General features: G+C 67.2%; 8 protein-coding genes. 5 read left to right on the top strand and 3 right to left on the bottom strand.

Annotated features, from left to right (window positions below; translation table 11 throughout):
• Positions 1-23: 23 nt before the first annotated feature.
• Together FKQ52_RS07150 and FKQ52_RS07145 are read right to left on the bottom strand one after the other, a co-directional pair.
• Entirely contained in the window at positions 24-2,738 is a 2,715-nt protein-coding gene (locus FKQ52_RS07150; RefSeq protein WP_240811768.1) for a TonB-dependent receptor domain-containing protein, read from the bottom strand.
• Positions 2,738-4,258 (bottom strand): hypothetical protein, encoded by a 1,521-nt coding sequence (locus tag FKQ52_RS07145; protein ID WP_141626544.1) that lies wholly within the window; start codon positions 4,256-4,258, stop codon positions 2,738-2,740. Before FKQ52_RS07145 ends, FKQ52_RS07150 begins: the two co-directional genes overlap by 1 nt.
• A 294-nt stretch (positions 4,259-4,552) precedes the next feature.
• Here FKQ52_RS07145 and FKQ52_RS07140 point away from each other — a divergent pair, with 294 nt between their 5' ends.
• The 5 genes from FKQ52_RS07140 to FKQ52_RS07120 are packed head-to-tail and all read left to right on the top strand — an operon-like array spanning position 4,553 to position 11,635.
• Positions 4,553-5,203 (top strand): A24 family peptidase, encoded by a 651-nt coding sequence (locus FKQ52_RS07140; protein WP_240811767.1) that lies wholly within the window; start codon positions 4,553-4,555, stop codon positions 5,201-5,203.
• Between the two features lie 17 nt (positions 5,204-5,220).
• Complete coding sequence (locus tag FKQ52_RS07135) at positions 5,221-8,853, top strand: hydantoinase B/oxoprolinase family protein (protein WP_240811766.1); 3,633 nt, start codon at positions 5,221-5,223, stop codon at positions 8,851-8,853.
• A 59-nt stretch (positions 8,854-8,912) separates the two neighbouring features.
• The gene (locus FKQ52_RS07130; RefSeq protein WP_141626543.1) at positions 8,913-9,641 is read left to right on the top strand and encodes a DUF969 domain-containing protein; all 729 of its coding nucleotides are present in this window, start codon (positions 8,913-8,915) and stop codon (positions 9,639-9,641) included.
• On the top strand, positions 9,638-10,603 hold the full coding sequence (locus tag FKQ52_RS07125; protein WP_141626542.1) for a DUF979 domain-containing protein: 966 nt from the start codon (positions 9,638-9,640) through the stop codon (positions 10,601-10,603). The genes FKQ52_RS07130 and FKQ52_RS07125 overlap by 4 nt, the downstream gene beginning before the upstream one ends.
• 9 nt (positions 10,604-10,612) lie before the next feature.
• The gene (locus tag FKQ52_RS07120) at positions 10,613-11,635 is read left to right on the top strand and encodes a DUF2891 domain-containing protein (protein ID WP_168196806.1); all 1,023 of its coding nucleotides are present in this window, start codon (positions 10,613-10,615) and stop codon (positions 11,633-11,635) included.
• On the opposite strand, the gene FKQ52_RS07115 is transcribed toward FKQ52_RS07120, so the two are convergent.
• Positions 11,632-19,209, bottom strand: coding sequence for a tandem-95 repeat protein (locus FKQ52_RS07115; protein WP_141626541.1), 7,578 nt, complete (start codon positions 19,207-19,209; stop codon positions 11,632-11,634). The two genes, FKQ52_RS07120 and FKQ52_RS07115, sit on opposite strands and share 4 nt — an antisense overlap.
• Positions 19,210-19,477 lie beyond the last annotated feature (268 nt).

The following is a 19,477-nucleotide window of genomic DNA, read 5'->3' as shown; positions in this document are numbered from 1 at the left end:
CGAAACCGGCCTTTCTCAAAGACTTAGAAGCGGGCGGTCAGGCTGATCGAGCCGCTTGTGCCCAGTTCGTACCCGTTGATGATCACCCGGTTGCCGAGCTCCTGATATTCGAGGAACTCCTCACCCAGCAGGTTCCGCAGTTCGAACGACACGCCATACTCGCGACCGGCGTAGTCGAAATCCTTGCGGAAGACGAAGTCGAGCTGGACGCCCGGCTCCTGGATCAGGTCCGGCTCGCCCGGACGGCCGCGCGCCGAGGTGCGCTCCGACACATAGTTGGCGATCAGGGTCGCCTGCGACCGGGCCGTGTCGTCCTCCCAGCCCAGCTGGACGTTGACGACGTGTTCCGACTGGCCTTGCAGGCGGCTGCCGTCGACCACGTAGAACGAGGCCGGTTGGGCGACGCCCAGGCTGTTCTGGGTGATGACGGTGTCACCGGCGTCGACGTTCACCTCGGAGTCGGACCAGGTGTAGTTCGCCTGGGCCAGCCACCGCTTGTTGGCGATGAAGTCCATGCCCGAACCGAACTCGAAATACTTCTTCACTTCCAGCTCGGCGCCCATGATCGTGGCGTTCGGCGCGTTGAGGAAGGTCTGCGAGATCGACGAGCCCTGGTCGATGACGCTGGACTCGATGGGCTTGTCCAGGTCCTTGTAGAACAGACCGGCGGTCACATACTGCTGACGGGCGAAGTACCACTCCCAGCGCGCATCGACGTTGAGGATCTCCGTATCGACCAGATACGGGTTGCCGATGAAGGTCCGGTCGCTTTCGACATCCGTGTACTGCTGCGGCGCCAGTTCGCGGAACTGGGGACGACCGATCGTTTTCGACGCGCCGAGACGCAGCTGCATGTCCTCGGCGAAGTTCCAGGTGATGGTGCCCGCCGGCAGAACGTACTCTTCCTTGATCTCGGTCGGCAGGAAGCCGGTCGAACCCCCGAAGAGGTCACGCGGAGTGACGGTCTGTTCGCCCTGCTCGAAGCGCACGCCGAGGTTCAGGTTCAGCAGCGGCAGGAACTCCGCCGCCACCTGGGCATAGGCCGCCTTTACCGTCATCTGACCATCGAACGCCGCGGCGCCGTTTGTGCCGGTGATTTCCTCGATCTGGAGGTATGGCCCGATGTTGGCGTCCGAGAACAGGTAGTCGACGCGCGATTCCAGCTGGTCCTGCGTCAGACCGTTCGGGGCGATGAAGCGCAGGGTCCGCTGCTCGGACTCACGATTGTTGTCCGAATAGGCGACACCGAAGGAGAACACGGCTTCACGGGCGTCCGATAGCGGCAGGGTGTAGTGCACATCCGCGCCGCCCGAGATGATGTCGTCTTCCAGCTCGCTGAAGGAAATGGCGTTCGTTTCGATGTCGTGGATCCAGTCACCCGCCACGTTCTGGCCGTAGCCGAAGCGGCTCTCGTAGGGCGCGTCGCGCGACGTCAGGGCGTAGGCCGCCCGCCAGTCGAACTCCCATTCTCCCGCCGAACCGAAGGTGTGCTCACCGGCCAGTTGGGTCGAGAAAAGCTGACGCACAAACCATTCGGTGTGATCCGTCCGGCGCTGACCACCCGAAGCGTCGTCGAAGCCGGCCTCCGAACGGGCCTCCTTCGAGACATTGCGAACGAACAGGTTCGTCCATTTGAGGGTGTTGGTGTCGCTGGTCAGGCTGACCGCGCCCAGGAAGTTCAGGGTCAGGTCATTCTGATTCGACTCGAAGTCGAAGTCGTTGGCCGTCACCAGTTCGCCGGCGTCGATCCGGCCCGACTGACGATCACCGCGACGGCCCGTCCACTTGTTGTCGTATGAGGCGACGAAAATGCCGCCCAGGGTGCCCATGCCGGTTTCGCTCGAGGCGCCGCCCATGAAGCGAACGCCGAAGTTGGCCGGTGTGGTCTCGCGCTGCAGCAGGCGAAGGGGCGCGTTGACCAGCGACTGACCCATCAGCCGCAGTTCGTCGGCGGTGAAGTTGCCCGCCGAGATACGCTGACCGCTGTTGAAGCCGAGTTGCAGTTGGCCCGGAACGTCGCGGGTGCCGTCGTCGAAGCTCGTGAAATCAGTGCGCGATCCGTAGTAGATCAGCCCGTCCTTGTTCGAGGTCTCGGTGTTGCCGCTCAGCGAGGCCGACATGCTGAAGAAGGGATCGACCGGCGTGTCGATGGTCTGCAGATCGACGACGCCGCCGCCGAACTCACCGGGGAAGGCCGCCGAATAGGTCTTCTGGACGGTCAGACCCGAAAGCACTTCCGACGGGAACAGATCCAGCGGCACGACGCGTTGCAGGGGCTCCGGGCTGGGCAGCGGCGAGCCGTTCAGCAGGGCCGAGGAGTAACGCTCACCCAGACCCCGCACATAGATGAAGCGGCCTTCGACGATCGACAGGCCGGTGACGCGCGACAGGGCCTGGGCGGCGTCGGCGTCGCCGGTGCGCTCCAGATCCTCGGCGGTCAGGAAGGCCGCGACCTCGGGGCTTTCGCGGTTCGGCTGGGGAATATAGCGACCCAGAACAACGACTTCGCCCAGGTCGACGTCCTGTTCGACTTGCGGTTCGGCCTGTTGGGCGGCGGATTGGGCAGTGGGAGCGGTCTGGGCCAGGGCGACGCCCGGCGCGACCAGGGCGGTGGTGGCGAGCAGCAGCCCGCCGAGGGTCATTTTCACGGTCTTCATGGTCTGCGCCTCGAAGGAGTAACGGAAGGGTTCGGCGAGCCGGGCGGCGGCGCAGAAGCCGCCGCCCGTCCCATCCGTCATCAGCAGGTCGAGCCGGCCTGAAGGCCGCAGGTCCAGCCCAGGTACCAGGTGTCGGAGGCGTTACGCACGGCGCCGATGTAGGTCACGGTGGTGAACCAGCTGTAGATCGCCGGCGCGTTGGCCGGGGTCACGGCGGTTTCGTTGGCGCCGTTGATGAAGGCCAGGCTCTGGGCCGTCAGGGTGGCGCCGGCCGGAGCCGTCATGGTCGAGGTTCCCGCAGCGGTGTTGCCGATGTTGGTGGCGCTGATGAACACCGCCTCCGTCGCCGCGGCATTGATGTTCGAGTCGTTCTCGTAGGGACGCGAGCAGGCGAAGTAGACCGAGCGGAAGACCGGGTTGTTCGCAACCGTCTGCGCGTCGTCGATGTCGAGGCAGGCCGCGGCCGAGGTCGACGGGTTGGTGACGACCGAGTTGATGATGGTCGGCTGCGTGCCGGTGTTCAGCGTCAGCAGCGCGTCAGCGGCCACGGCGGCGTTGCGGCCGACGATGGTGAAGTTGGAGACCTTCGGCTGGGCGTAGAAGGCGGTGCCCGAAGGCGCCGCCGACCACTCGAAGCCGCGGCTGCCGTTGGTGACGGCGGTCGGACGCTGGGTCACGATGCCGAACTGGGCGCCACCGCGCCAGCCGGTGTCGGTGTCCAGACCGTCGTCGTCGGCGCCGTTGATCACGATGCGGCTCAGGTTGACCGTTCCGCCAAAGATTTCGATGCCGTCGTCCGAGCTGTTGTAGGCCTGGACATACTCAACCACGGTGCCGTTGCCGACGCCGGCCAGGGTCAGGGCCTGCAGTTCGTTGTTCGGCGAGATTTCGAAGCCCGAGTAACGGATCTGCACATAGCGGAGACGGCCAGAGTTATCCGAGACGGTGTTGCCGCCGTAGTTGGCGCTGGTGCCTTCGATCTGGCCCACGCAGGCGATGTTCGGCGCGGTCACGCCGACCGGGCAAACCGCCGTCGGCGCGCGGCCGGCGATCACGATGCCACCCCACTGGCCTTGCGAGTTCTCGGTGGTGGTGCCGTCGATGTTGGCGCGGCTGGTGAAGATGATCGGGTTGGTCGCGGTGCCTTCGGCGAAGATTTGCGAGCCGCGGTTGACCAGCAGGTAGTCCGACCCGCCCGAACCGTACAGACGCACGCCCGGCTCGATGGTCAGGATGCCCTGCTGCGAACCGGCGACCGGAGCGGCCGGATCGGCGCCGCGGTCGGTGCCGACTTCAGTACGGCCCGAGATCGAATAGACAGTGCCGGCGCGCAGCGGAACGGTCAGATTGCCGGTGATCGTGGTCGGCAGCTGGCAGGCGCGCAGAGTGCCGCCGGCGACCACGCCGACGTTGGCGAAGCCGGTCGGGCAGTCCGCCGCCGGCGTGCCGGGGGGCGGGGTGGTCGGGCCAGTGCCGCCACCGCCGGTGCCGCCGCCGAAATCGCCTTCGCCCGGCGAAGCGACTTCAGCGGAGCCGCAGGCCGCCAGGGTCAGGGCGCTGGCCGACAGGGCCAGCAGCGTGGTCAGTTTGAAGCCGTTCATCGTTTTCACCGTGTCTGGTCCGAAGGAACTCACGGCAGGTGAGACCGCACGCCCATGCGTCCGATCCGACGAAGCATCGCCCCCGCCCTGCCCTGTCCGTGGTTAGGAGCCGGATATGACAGCGAGGCCGCCGAACCGTGACGGTTCCCGCGCGCTTCCGTGAAGTTGTCGTCGCGAGTTCATGAAACACCGTCATCACACGGCGTAACCGTCACAATGAACGCGGTCGGCCAGCCCTTGCCGGGACGGAACGAGCCGCCTATCGCAACGCTGGGGCAACGCCCGGGAGGGATCGTGATCGGCGTCACTGTCACAGTCTTTTTCGGAATGGCCGGTCTGGCGGTCGGCCCCGCGCTGGCCCGCATCAGCACCCGGCTCCCGGCCGCGGAGCCCGAACCCGCCGCCCGCGCATGGATCAGATACGTCGGCTTCGCCCTCGCCGGCGCCGGTCTGGGCGCATGGGCCGCGCTGTCGCAGGACCTGCTGTCCGCCGCCCTGCTGACAGCCGTGCTGGGCTGGTTGCTGCTGTTGATCGCGACCGTGGACGCCGAGCATTTCTGGCTGCCCGACCAACTGACCCTGCCGCTCGGCGCGGCCGGACTGGGCGCGGCCATCCTTCCGAACGGGACAGGTCTGCTGAACGCCGCCATCGGCGCGGGCGCGGGCTTCGCGGCCCTGTGGCTGCTTGCCTTCGCCTATCGCAAGGTGCGGGGGCGCGACGGGCTGGGCGGCGGCGACCCCTTCCTGCTCGGCGCGGGCGGCGCCTGGGTCGGCTGGATGGGCCTGCCGTCGGTCCTGCTCTGGGCCGCGGTCGCGGGCCTGAGTCTGGTCCTCGCGCGCGCCGTCATGAAAAAGCCCCTCGCGGGCGATGACCGGCTGGCGTTCGGCGTCTTTCTCGCCGTCGGTATCTGGATGACCTGGATCTTGGGCCCAGTAGGGCTGTGACGCGGTAGGCTGGCTGAATGAGTCGGAGCGAAGCGATGCATCAGGTGGACGGCTGGCGTTTCTGGATCGACCGGGGCGGCACCTTCACTGACGTGGTCGCCCGCGCGCCTGACGGCGTCCTGACCACCCGCAAGCTCCTGTCGGTCAACCCGGAACAGTACGCCGACGCCGCCGTCGAGGGCGTGCGCCGGGTGCTGGAGGCCGCGCCGGGGCCTCTGCCCACCGGTATGGTGGAGGCCGTGCGCATGGGCACCACCGTTGCGACCAACGCCCTGCTGGAGCGCAAGGGCGAGCCGACCGTGCTGGCGATCACGCGCGGGTTCGGAGACGCCCTGCGCATCGGATGGCAGAGCCGCCCCGATCTGTTCGCCCGCCACATCCGGCTGAACGACCAGCTTTACGATCATGTCGTCGAGATCGACGAACGGGTCCGGGCCGACGGCTCTGTGGACAAGCCTGTGGACATCGAGGGGACAAGACGGGCACTACAGGCCGCGCGCGACGCCGGTTTCCGCGCTGTCGCGATCGCCTTCTTGCACGGCTGGCGCTTCACCGACCATGAGCGGCAGGTGGCACGGATCGCCCGAGATCTGGGGTTCGAACAGATATCGGTCAGCCACGAGGTCGGCGCGCTGATCAAGCTGGTCGGACGCGGCGATACGACGGTGGCGGACGCCTACCTGTCGCCCGTGCTGCGGGCCTATGTGGACAAGGTTGGGGACGAACTGGGCGGGGCCACTCCGCTTCTGTTCATGCAGTCGAACGGCGGCCTGACCGCGGCGGGCGCCTTCCGGGGCAAGGACGCCATCCTGTCCGGTCCTGCGGGCGGCGTGGTCGGCATGGCCGAGACAGCGGTGGCGGCGGGCTTCGACCGCGTCATCGGCTTCGACATGGGCGGAACCTCGACCGACGTCTCCCACTTCGCGGGCGAGTATGAGCGGACGTCCGACGCCGTGGTCGCCGGCGTGCGTCTGCGCGCGCCCATGCTGTCGATCCACACGGTGGCCGCGGGCGGCGGCTCGATCTGCCGCTTCGACGGCGCGCGGCTGAGGGTCGGGCCGGAGTCGGCGGGCGCTGTGCCCGGCCCTCGCGCCTATCGCCGGGGCGGCCCGCTGACGGTGACCGACTGTAACGTCCTGCTGGGCAAGTTGAAGCCGGAGTTCTTTCCGGCCGTCTTCGGGCCGAACGCCGACCAGCCGCTGGACGCCGATGCCGTCCGGACCGGCTTCACCGAACTGGCCTCGGAAGTCGAAGCCACGACCGGTCGCAGCACCACGCCCGAAGCTCTGGCCGAGGGCTTCGTCACCATCGCCGTGCAGAATATGGCCGAGGCGATCAAGTCGATCTCGATCCAGCGCGGCTACGACGTCACCCGATACGTCCTGAACTGCTTTGGCGGCGCGGGCGGACAGCATGCATGTCTGGTGGCCGACGCGCTCGGCATGACCACGGTGATGCTGCACCCGTTCGCGGGCGTCCTGTCAGCTTACGGCATGGGACTGGCCGAAGTGCGGGCCATTCGACAGGCGACGGCGGCGATACCGCTGGAAGGCACGGCCGATGCGCGGATGACCGCCCGGATCGAACGCCTGTCGGAACAGGCGCGCGCTGAACTGATCGCGCAGGGCTTCGCTGACAGCCGGATCGCTGTGACGGCTCGAGCCGAGATCAAGTTCGCCGGATCAGATACCCCCCTGACCGTGCCCTTCGGCCCGGCCGATGCAATGACCGCCGCCTTCGAGGCGCTACATCGCCGCCGGTTCGGCTTCTTCGTCGAGGGCAAGGCGCTGGTGGTCGAGATGCTGGAGGCCGAGGCCGTGGGGCTGTCGGGCCAGACGGCGGAAGTCGGCGGCGACCTGTCGGCTCGTAAGCCGGACGTCGTCACCCGCGCCGCCGTCTGGATGGCCGGTGCGAGCCATGACGCGCCGGTGTACCGACGCGAGGCCTTCGGGCCGGGCGCAACGGTGGAGGGTCCGGCGGTCATCCTCGAAGACACCGGCACCACCGTGGTCGAGCCCGGCTGGCGCGCTGAAGCGGATGCGGGGCTGAACCTGATCCTCACGCGGGTCGTCCCCCGGCCCGCCCGCACGGCCATGGGCACCCATGTCGATCCGATCCTGCTCGAGGTGTTCAACAGCCGCTTCATGGCCGCCGCCGAACAGATGGGCGAGGCCCTGCGGGCGACCGCCTATTCGGTGAATATCAAGGAGCGGCTCGACTTCTCCTGCGCCGTTTTCGACGCCACCGGCGCCCTGATCGCCAACGCCCCCCACATTCCGGTGCATCTGGGCTCGATGGGTGAAAGCATCCGGACGGTGATCACCTCGCGTGGCGACGCCCGCGATGGGCGCGGCATGAGGCGCGACGACGTCTATATGCTGAACGCCCCCTACAATGGCGGGACGCACCTGCCGGACATCACCGTCATCACCCCGGTCTTCCTCGAGGCCGACGACAGCCCCGCCTTCTTCGTCGCCGCGCGTGGTCACCATGCGGACGTGGGCGGGATCACCCCCGGCTCCATGCCGCCGACCTCCAAGACGGTTGAGGACGAGGGCGTGCTGATCGACGACTTCCTGCTGGTCGACGCAGGGACACTGCGGGACGCCGAGACCCGCGCCCTGTTCTCCTCGGGTCGCCACCCGTCCCGTAACGTCGATCAGAACATGGCCGACCTGAAGGCCCAGATCGCCTCCTGTGCGCGCGGCGCCGACGAACTGGTGCGCATGGTTGGCGAGTTCGGCCGTGACGTGGTCGCCGCCTACATGGGCCATATCCAGGACAATGCCGAAGAAGCCGTCCGCCGCGCCATCGCCGCCCTGAAACCCGGCTCGTTCGCGCTGGAAATGGACGACGGCGCGGTCATCCGTGTGCGCATCGACGTGGACACGGATGCGCGCACCGCAGTGGTGGACTTCACCGGGACCAGCGAGCAGCGGACCAACAACTTCAACGCCCCGCTGTCGATCACCCGCGCGGCGACCCTCTACGTCTTCCGCACGCTCGTGGACGACGCCATCCCGCTGAACGAAGGCTGCCTGAAGCCCATTACCCTGATCGTGCCCGAGGGCTCGATGCTGAATCCCCGCTATCCCGCGGCCGTGGTGGCCGGGAATGTCGAGACCAGTCAGGCCGTGGTCGACACGCTCTACGGAGCGCTCGGCGTGCTGGCGGCCAGTCAGGGCACGATGAACAACTTCACCTTCGGCGATGCGACGCGGCAGTACTACGAGACCATCGCCGGCGGCTCGGGCGCCGGGCCGGACTTCGACGGCACGGCGGCGGTGCAGACCCACATGACCAACAGCCGTCTGACCGACCCCGAGGTGCTGGAGACCCGCTTCCCGGTGTTGTTGGAAGAGTTCTCGATCCGCCATGGCTCGGGCGGCGCGGGCGCGCATCGGGGCGGCGACGGCGCCGTGCGACGGGTGCGTTTCCTGGAGCCCCTGACCGCCGCCATCCTGTCCAACCACCGCCGCACTCCGCCCTTCGGCGCAGCAGGCGGGGAGCCGGGCGCCGTCGGCGTGAACCGGATCGAACGGGCGGACGGGACGGTCGAGCCGCTGGGCTCCACGGCGGAAGTGCAGATGGCACCCGGCGATGTGTTCGTCATCGAGACACCGGGTGGCGGCGGGTTCGGGGCGCTGTAGGGCTTCCGCTGCCGCCCGAACCGCGCAACTGTCCGCACCGGGACGGAGGGCAGGATTCCATGCTGGTGCTTCTGGGGATCGCGGTCGTGGTCGCGGGTTTTGTGGCCCGGATCAATCCGCTGCTGGTCATATTGGTCGCCGCCGTCGTCACCGGCGTGCTGACGGTGGTCGGGCCGGGCGTGGACGTCGCCAGCCTGTTCGGCGCCGGCGTGGCGACGCTGACCCGGTTCGGCGACGCCTTCAATGACAACCGCTATTTCCACATCACCTGGTTGATCCTGCCGGTCATCGGGGTGCTGGAGCGAGCAGGCCTTCAGGAACGAGCGCGCCAGATGATCGCCAGCGTCCGCGCCGCCACCGCAGGGCGGCTGCTGCTGGTCTATCTGTTCGTGCGGCAGGCCACCTCGGCGCTCGGCCTGACCTCGTTGGGCGGGCATCCGCAGATGGTGCGGCCGCTGGTGGCCCCCATGGCCGAGGGCGCGGCGGAGACCGAGCATGGTCCCTTGCCCGACAAGGCCCGTTTCCGCATTCGCGGCATGAGCGCCGCCACCGACAACATCGGCCTGTTCTTCGGCGAGGACATCTTCATCGCCATCGGCTCCATCGTCCTGATGGTGGGCTTCCTCGAACAGGCAGGGATCAAGGTCGAGGCCCTGCACATCTCCCTGTGGGCCATCCCGACCGCCATCGCCGCCTTCATCGTGCACGGCGTTCGTCTGTGGTTGTTTGACCGGACCATAAGGCGCGATCTCGGCGCGCCCGTCTCCGAACAGGAGGCGGCCCGATGATCACCTTGCAGCACGCCTACATCGTCACCGGCCTGATGTTCCTGGCCTTCGCCGTCTTCACGGCTATGGACCGGGCGCACGCGACCCGCATCCGAAGCACCCTGTTCTGGGGCCTGATCGCGACATCCCTGCTGTTCGGGGATCTGCTGGGCGGGCTGGGCAACGGCCTGCTGGTTGTGGCGCTGGTCGTCATCGGGGCCATCGGCAAGATGGGCGTTGGACAACCCGCCACCACCTCCACCGACGAACGCCGCGACAGCGCCGCGCGCCGGGGCAACGCCCTGTTCGTTCCCGCCCTGATCATCCCGCTGGTCGCCGTCGGCGGCACCCTGCTGGCCAAACACACGGCGGCGGGCGCCTGGCTGATTTCAGACAAGCAGACCACCCTGATCGCGCTGGGTCTCGGCTGCGTCATCGCCCTGTTCGCGGCCATGACCTGGTTCCGCCCGCCCGCATTGGCGCCGTTGCAGGAAGGTCGTCGACTGATGGATTCCATCGGTTGGGCCAGCCTGCTGCCCCAGATGCTGGCGTCGCTGGGCGCGGTGTTTCTGGCGGCTGATGTCGGCGGCGTGGTCGGCCAACTGGTCAGCCAGACCGTGCCCCTGACCACGCCCCTGCTGGCGGTGGCCGCCTACTGCGTCGGCATGGCGCTGTTCACCGTCATCATGGGCAACGCCTTCGCCGCCTTTCCGGTGATGACCGCCGCCATCGGCCTGCCCATCGTGGTGCATCAGTTCGACGGCAACCCGGCCATCGTCTGCGCCATCGGCATGCTGGCCGGTTTCTGCGGAACGCTGATGACGCCCATGGCGGCAAACTTCAATGTGGTGCCGGCCAACCTGCTGGAACTGCCGGACCGCAACGCCGCCCTGAACGGCGTGATCCGGGCCCAGATCCCGACCGCCCTGATCATGCTGGTGGTCAATATCGGCCTGATGTACGCCCTCGCTTTCCGCTTCTGAGTTCGCCTGATGACGCACGCCCGGACTTTGGCCCTCGACGCCGCCACGGCCTCCCGCTTCGCCAGCGCCGCCCTGGGCCACGTCACGCGCGAGTATCCGAACAAGCTGGATCACGTGATGACCGGCAAGCGCGACGTGAAGGGTCCGCGCGACCTGCATCCGATCTTCTTCGGCAGCTTCGACTGGCACTCCTGCGTCCACGGCTGGTGGACCCTGTTCACCCTGCTGCGGCTGTATCCGGACAACCCCGAGGCGCCGCGCATCTGGGCGCTGGCCAACGAGCTGTTCACGGCGGAGAACGTCGCCGCCGAGGTCGCCTATCTGGAACAGCCGTCCAGCCGCGGCTTCGAACGCCCGTATGGCTGGGGCTGGCTGCTGATGCTGGCGGCCGAGATGGACCGCCACGACAGCGAGGACGGCCGCCGTCGCGCCGCCATCCTGCGCCCGCTGGCCCGCGCCTTCGCCGACCGCTTCCACGCCTTCCTGCCCCTCGCGGCTTATCCGGTGCGGGTCGGGACCCACTACAACACCGCCTTCGCCCTGCGGCTGACGTTGGACTGGGCCGAGGTCAACGACCCTGTGCTGGCCACCCTGTGCCGCGAGAGGGCCATGGCCTGGTACGCCCACGACCGCGACTGTCAGGCATGGGAGCCGTCGCAGGACGAGTTCCTGTCGCCCGCCCTGATGGAGGCCGCCCTGATGCGGCGCGTCCTGCACCCGCACGACTTCCAGGACTGGTTCAACGCCTTCCTGCCCAAGGTCGGGTCACAGCGACCCGCCACCCTGTTCACCCCCGCCAGCGTCAGCGACCGGTCGGACGGCAAGATCGCCCATCTGGACGGCCTGAACCTCAGCCGGGCGTGGTGTTGGCGCGAGATCGCCTCCGCTCTGCCGGAGGGCGACATCCGCGCCGTCATCGCCCGCAAGGCCGCTGCCACCCATCTGGACGCGGCCCTGCCCCATGTCACCGGCGACTATATGGGCGAGCACTGGCTGGCCAGCTTCGCCCTTCTCGCTTTGCTGGCCGACTAGAACCAGTCCGGCGTCGGACCGACGTCAGCGACGTCATCCACCTGCAAGAGATGCGGGCCATGCGGACCGTGGATCACCAGCGGATCCGTCTGGTCAAACAGGCCATGTCCTCCGGCGGCGACAGGGGAGCCGTCAGGGCCGCTGATGATCTCGTCCGGCAGGCCGGGCAGGACCAGCGGCCCGGCCCCCTCCTTCAGCAGAGGTACGAAATCGTCCGCCAGGCCCGGCTGCACCAGCGGCTCAATGATCGCAACCACCGGCGGCGACAGCGGCGAGGTCTCAAGCATCGACGCCCCCTTCTCGCCCGCCATCGTCGCCGCCCCCAGCCCAAGCTCTGACAGGATCAGGGTCGCGCCGTCGCGGAACCGCACCTTCTCGACCCCGATCAGCAGATCGATGCCGTCATCGCCATCGACCGCCACATCATTGTCTGTGATCCGGTATCCCTCTGCCGTAGCGACGATGGTGTAGGCCGAGCGCAGGCCGGAGAAGACGGCGATGTCGTCGCCCAGATCGCCATTGAGCGTATCATTGCCCCCGCCGCCTCGCAGCAGATCATCGCCACCGCCGCCGGTGATGACGTTGGCCAGCGCATTGCCAGTCCCGGTAAAGGCCGTCGAGCCGGTGTGGATCAGGTTCTCGAGATTGGCGCCGAGGGTCCAGGCCGACAGTGCGGTCTCGACCGTATCGACGCCCTCATTGACCAGTTCGACCACCGAGTCCCCGGCGACGGAGACGACGTAGCGATCATCGCCGGTTCCGCCCTGCAGCGTATTGGCCGCGCCCTCCCCGCCAATCAGGACGTCATTCCCGGCCATGCCCAGCAGGATGTCGCGCCCCGCGCCGCCGATCAGGGTGTTGCCCTGCCCGTCACCGACCAGAAGATCGTCGAAGGCCGTGCCTATGATCCGCTCGATGCCGGTCAGGACATCGACGCCGCCCTGCCCGTCGTTCTGGGTGATCGAGCCGTTCAGCTTGACCGTCACCGCGGCCCCGACGGCGCTGTAGTCCACGGTGTCGAATCCCGCACCGCCGTTGAAGGTGTCATCGCCCGATCCGGCGATGAAGGTGTCGGCCCCGATCCCGCCGGTGATGACGTTGTCGGCCCCATTGCCGACGCCGGTGAAGGCCGCGGTCCCGGTGTAGATCAGGATCTCCAGCCCATCCGCCAGCGTCCAGCTGTTCAAGGTCGTCTCGACCGTGTCGATCCCCTGTCCCGCCAGTTCGATGATCTGATCACCGCCGCTGTCGACCACATAGCGGTCATCGCCCGCGCCCCCGATCAGCACATCATTCCCGGCGCCGCCGTTCAGGATGTCATTGCCCGCTTCACCGTACAGGGTATCGGCGCCTGATCCGCCGATCAGGAGGTCATTGCCACCACCGCCGCGCAGGGTGTCGTCCCCATCGCCGCCGTCCAGTCGGTCGCCTGAAGCCCCGCCGCTGATGACATTGGCCGTGACGTTCCCTGTCGCGTAGAAGTCGCCTGTGCCGGTGAAGATCAGGGTCTCCACATTGGCCGCCAGAACGAGGCTGTTCAGGGCGCTTTCGACCGTGTCGTTCCCCTCGCCCGCCAGTTCGACCACGGTGTCATAGGCTGTCAGGAGATAGCGGTCGTCGCCCGTGCCGCCCTGCAGGGTGTTGGCCGCGCCCGGACCGCCGATCAGGATATCGTTCCCACCCAGCCCGAGCAGCACATCAGCCCCTGCCCCGCCGCTGATGAGATTGGCCGCGTTGTCGCCGAAAATCACATCATCGAAGGCCGAGCCGATGACAGTCTCGAACCCGGAGAAGATATCCGTGGCGCCGTCGCCGTCCCGCGTCGTCCGGTTCAGATCCATGCGGATCACGGCGCCCGCCCCGGCCTGGCCGTAGTCCAGCGTATCCAGGCCCGCCCCGCCGTTCAGAATGTCCACTCCGGCGCCGCCCCGCAGGATGTCATCGCCGTCACCACCGTTCAGGGTGTCTGCGCCCGCCCCGCCGCTCAGCACATCGTTGGACGTGCCGCCGATGATGACGTTGTCCGAGGCGTTGCCCGTGCCGGTGAAGGCGCCCGTCCCGGTGAAGATCAGGGTCTCCACATTGGCGGCCAGGGTCATCAGATTCAGCGTCGTTTCGACCGTGTCGATCCCTTCGCCCGCCAGTTCCACGATCGTGTCGCTGGCGGTGACGATGTAGCGGTCATCACCGGTTCCGCCCTGAAGTATGTTGGCCGCGCCTGAACCGCCGATGAGGATGTCGTTCCCGGCCATGCCCAGCAGGGTGTCCCGCCCCGATCCACCGCGCAGCACATTCGCGCCCGAGGAACCGATAAGCAGGTCATCGAAAGCGGAACCGTCGACATTCTCGATGGAGGACAGTGTGTCGCTGCCGCCCTCGCCGTCATTGGTGGTGCGGTTGAAGTCCAGACGCACCGTGACGGCCGCGCTCGCGCCCGAATAGTCGACCCGATCCACGCCGTCGCCGCCGGTCAGGGCGTCCAGCCCCGCGCCGCCGATCAGCACATCGTCGCCCGCGTCTCCATTCAGGGTGTCCGCGCCGGAGCCGCCGGTCAGGGCGTTGTCCGAAGCGTTGCCGGTTCCGGTGAAGGCGCCGGTCCCGACGAAGATCAGCGCCTCGACATTGGCACACAGCACATAGGTCGCGGCGGTTGCTCGGACGGTGTCATACCCCTGCCCCGCAGCCTCGATGATCACGTCCCCGGCGTCATCGACCAGATAGAGATCATCGCCGCGTCCGCCGGACAGGGTATCCGCGCCCGCACCGCCGTCCAGAATGTCGTTGCCCGTACCGGAACTGGTCAGGACGTTGTTCAGCGCATTCCCGGTCAGGGCGAAGGCCAGGGTCGTATTGACCCGCAACTCCTCCAGATTGGCGCCCAGCGTCCAGGCGTTCAGCCCACCCGTGACCTCGATGACGTCGAACCCTTCCCCCAGCGCCTCCGTCACGACGTCATCCAGACCGTCGACCACATAGGTGTCGTCGCCCAACCCGCCCTCCAGCGTGTCGAGCCCCAGACCGCCGTAGAGCCAGTCATTGCCGTCCCCGCCGACGATCAGATTGTCCAGATCGTTGCCGATCCCGACGAAGTCTCCGGCGCCGAGGAAGGCCAGCTGCTCCAGATGGTCGCCGAGGGTGAAGCTGCTCAGGACCGTGACGACCTGATCAACCCCCTCACCCTCCAGCTCGACGATCTGGTCAGTCTCGTCCTCGATGAAGTAGGCGTCCTCGCCCGCCCCGCCGCGCAGAATGTCGGGGCCCCAGCCGCCGTACAGGGCGTCATTGCCCGCGCCGCCGGTCAGATCATCGTCCCCGTCGCCGCCGACGATGATGTTGTCCTGCGCATTGCCGACGGCGGTGAAGTTCGCCGACCCCATGTAGAACAGGGCCTCGACATGGGCGGCCATGGTGTAGCTGCTCAGCAGGGTCTGGATGCCGTCGAACCCGCCGTCCTCATCCTCGATCACCTCATCCCCGGCGTCATCGACCATGTAGAGGTCGTCGCCGTCGCCGCCGGTCATCCTGTCCGCGCCGGCGTCGCCGCTGATCAGGTCATCGCCCGCGCCCCCGTTCAGGCTGTCGTCCCCCGCCCCGCCGACCAGCAGGTCGTCGCCGTCCAGACCCTCCAGCGTGTCGTCGCCGTCCAGACCGAAGATCTCGTTGGCCGCGGCGTTGCCCGTGCCGGTGAAGTCGCCCGTGCCCGAGTAGTACAGGTCCTCAAGATCGGCGCGCAGCGTGTAGGCGGAAAGGGCGGTGTCCACCGCGTCCCTTCCGCCCGCGTCGATGATCTGGTCGCCGAAATCGTCGATGAAATAGAGATCGTCGCCCCACCCGCCGTCCAGCACGTCCGCGCCCGCCCCGCCGTCCAGCCAGTCATCGCCGTCGCCTCCGACAAGGACGTTATCCGCCGCATTGCCGACCCCGGAGAAGTCGCCGTGGCCGATGAAGACCAGCCCCTCCAGATCGTCGGCGAGGGTATGGCTGTCCAGCGTCGTCCGAACGGTGTCGAAGCCCTCGTCAGCCGCCTCCTGGATCACATCGAGCAGGTCATCGATCACATAGACGTCGTCGCCCAGACCACCGACCAGCATGTCCGCCCCATAGCCGCCGTCCAGAACATCGTCGCCGTCTCCGCCGACGATCAGGTTGTCCAACGCATTGCCGACCCCCTCGACATTCCCGGTCCCGGTGAAGATCAGGGCCTCGATGTTCGGGAACAACGAGAGGAAGGACAGCTCGGTCCGGACGGTGTCGTATCCCTCGCCCTCTTCCTCATGGAGGATGTCATCGGCGCTGGTGACCACATAGGTGTCGTCGCCCTCCCCGCCGATCAGGAGGTTGGCGCCCGCGCCGCCCTGCAGGACGTCGGCGCCCGCATGGCCACGCAAGGTGTCGTTCCCGTCGCCCCCGGTGATGACGTTGTCCAGCCCGTTGCCCGTGCCGGCGAAATCGCCCGTCCCGGTGTAGGTCAGGTTCTCGACATGCGCCCGCAGGGTCAGGGCTGCGACATCCGTCAGGACCCCATCGGTCCCCTCGTCTGCGTTCTCGATGTAGCTGTCGCCCGCATTGGAGACGACATAGGTGTCATCGCCCGCGCCGCCGATCAGGGTGTTCGCCGCCCCCGCTCCGCCGATCAGGGTGTCATTGCCCCCGTTGCCGATCAGCGTGTCCGCCCCGACACCGCCCCGGATGACGTTATCCAGCCCGTTGCCGCTGCCGATGAAGGCGCTCGAGCCGGTATAGGTCAGGTTCTCGACATTGTTGCGCTGGCTGAAAGCCGACAGGTCCGTCTCGACCGTATCGACGCCATCGTCCGGGTTTTCCACGATCGTGTCGCCGCCGCCAGAAACGACGTAGATGTCATCGCCCGCGCCGCCGAACAGCTCGTCCGGATCACCCGCGCCGCCGATCAGCCGGTCATCGCCGCCCAATCCCAGCAGGATGTCATGCCCGGGGCCGCCGGTGATCACGTCGTCAAAGGCCGTGCCCTGAAGGGTTCCATCCCCCTGGATCACCGTGCCCGACACGCCGTTGAGTGTCAGAAGCAGGGTCGCGGTGTCCGAAACCCCGTTCTGGTCGGTGATCGTATAGGTGAAGGACTCAGTCCGGGTCTGCCCCTGGATCAGCGCCGCCGTGGAGGGATCGGCGACATAGGTGTAGCTGCCGTCCGCATGGATGGTGATGGCGCCGTAGGTTCCCGCGACCGCCTGCCCGACGGCGCCGCCCTGCCCGCCCACGGCGGTGACGGAGATCGCGTTTCCCGCGGCGGAGACGGCATCATTGGCCAGAAGCCCCTCGGCGGCTTCGACCGTCAGGGTCGCGGTTTCGTCCAGAGCAGCGGCGTCATCCACCGCATTGGTGACGGGCGCGAAGACGATCTCGACGGTCCGTTCAGCGCCGTTCGCCTGACCGTCGGACACGACATAACGGAACGAGGCGGGGCCGTCGTAGTCGGCCTCAGGCGTGAAGGTCCATTCGCCGGTCGCCGGGTCGATGACCACCATGCCATGCTCGACCGAGTTCGGAACCAGCAGATAGGTCAGCGCATCGCCGTCCGCGTCCGTGGCCTGCGCCAGGGTTCCGGACAGCGGCGCGCCCGCATCGCCGGCGGCGGCGCCCTCGCTCCCCGCCATGGGCGCATCGTTGACGGGGGACGGCTGACCGATGGTCCAGTCCGCGATCAGGGCGTCCAGAGCGGCGACCTGCGCCGGCGTCAGCCCGGCCATGGTCACAGCCTGCTGCTGGTTGAAGATCAGCAGATTGTCGAACTGGTCGACCCCCGCCGGGAAGGTAGGCCCACCGTCGTACTTCAGCGCCACGCCCAGCCAGAAGTAGGCGTCCTGCGCCGAGAAGGCGACGCCCTCGCCCATCAGATAGCGACGGCCCAGCGTGTACATGGCGTCCGCGTCGCCCATCTTCGACGCCTCGAGATACCCCTCAACAGCGCGGGCGTGGTCCTGCGGCGCGCCGTAGCCGAGGTCGTCCAGGATCGCGAGACGGTAGACGGCTTTCGCACTGGACGGATGCAGGTCCAGCATCATCCGCGCCATCGCCGGATCGCGCGGCACGCCGTCTCCCGACAGATACATATCCGCCAGCTGCAGGGCCGCATCCGCCACCGTCGCGGCGGCGAGGGTCAGGTACTGGGCGGCCAGCGCTGTATCCTGCGCCACATGCAGACCGGTGTGGAGCCATGAGCCGTAGTGATAGGCCGCATTGGGATCACCGGCATCCGCCAGCAGGATGACATAGCGGTAGAAGCCCTGCGGATCGCCCGCCAGCAGATAGTCGTCGATCACCTGCTGGAAGGTCGGCAGGACCGGATCATCACTCTCCGCGCGCACATTCAGGGTGATCGTCGCCGGCGCGCTGTCCAATTGGCCGTCGCTGACAACGTACTGGAAGCTGGCCGCCCCCGTATAGCCGGCAGTCGGCGTGAAGACGTAGCGACCGCTGTCCGGATCAATCGTCACCGTGCCGTTCTGCGCGGAGCCGTCCACGATCCGGTAGGTCAGATGCTCCTCGTCAACATCGTTTCCGCCGAAAACGGTGTAGCTGAAGGGCTGATTGAAGGTGACATCCATTGTCACATCGACAATGGAGGCGACCGGCGCGTCGTTGATCGGCCCCACAAAGACGATGACCGTCTTCTCGACCGAGGTGTTGGTCCCGTCCGTCACGGTGTAGCGGAAGGTCGCCGCGCCGACGAAGTCGGTCGGACCATAGAAGTCCGCGTTCGGAGTGAAGGCGAAGGCCCCGGTCGCCGGGTCAATGACCACCGTTCCGTTCCGGGCGGACCCCGCCACCAGGCTGAAGCTGGCCAGCGCCGGATCAACGCCGACGTCCCCCGCAAGCATGCCGGTCGCGTCCTGATCCTCCAGCCCATGGAAGATCTGGTGGCCCGCCGACGCGCCGTCGATCGGCACGGCCGGGGTCTGGGTCCGCACGGTGATGTTGGCGATATCAAGAAAACCGCTCGGCCCCTCATCCGCCTCGTCCGCCACCATGACCAGATGCAGGGTGGCGTTCACAGTCCCCAGCGTCCCGGCCAGATCGAAAGGCTGGTAGCGATCCGCCCAGTCGCCCTGTGTCGACACCGCATTTCCGGCATAGGTCCAGTCGGCGGGGTCATCACTGAGCTGGACCGTCAGCGTCTGCCACTCGTCCGTCAGCCGGGGCGCCAGGTCGTTGCCGGTGTTGGCCCAGTTGGTGACCTGGAGGCCGACATAGTAGTTCCGGAAGATGCCTTCCTCGGGGATGTAGCGGCAGACCCAGACCATCAGCTTGCCGCCGTTGGCCTCGAAGTCCGTGCCCTTGATGGTGATCTCGAACTCGGCGTCGGCCAGGTTCAGCACACCCGCCGATCCGGCCGTCGGGATCGACAGATGCGCCAGAAGGAACAGCGAGCCGATCCCGTCGATATGGTTGGGGTCCACATTGCCCGGTGCGTGAAACCGGGTGAAGGCGGCGACAGCCCCGCCGGGGTCCTGAACCACGGACGGGGCGAACCAGGACGTCCAGGCGCCGGGGCCGGTCGAGAAGTCCCAGGAATACTCATATGTCGGCGCTGGCATGATGCTCTTCGGTCGACTTCAGTCCGGACCGCTCCCCTTGGGCGAACGCCGCGCGCCACCCCCGCTGTTAACGATTATGCACCGTTCAGAGGCTTTGGCGATCTGAGTTTTCGCAACAGGGGAAGAGAACAAACCCTAGAAATTCTTGTTTTTCTTGCGCAATCAAGTCGAAAAGAACATTGTTTCCCCACTATTGGGGGCCGTTAATGTTCAAGTCGCTTCGCTGCTACCGGAAGGGACACCTTTTCGTCGACAGTCGCAGTACGCC

Origin of the sequence: Brevundimonas sp. M20 (assembly GCF_006547065.1) — a bacterium.
GTDB lineage: Bacteria > Pseudomonadota > Alphaproteobacteria > Caulobacterales > Caulobacteraceae > Brevundimonas.
Note: the sequence above shows the minus strand (reverse complement) of the source record. Positions and strands in the feature narration are given on the sequence as shown.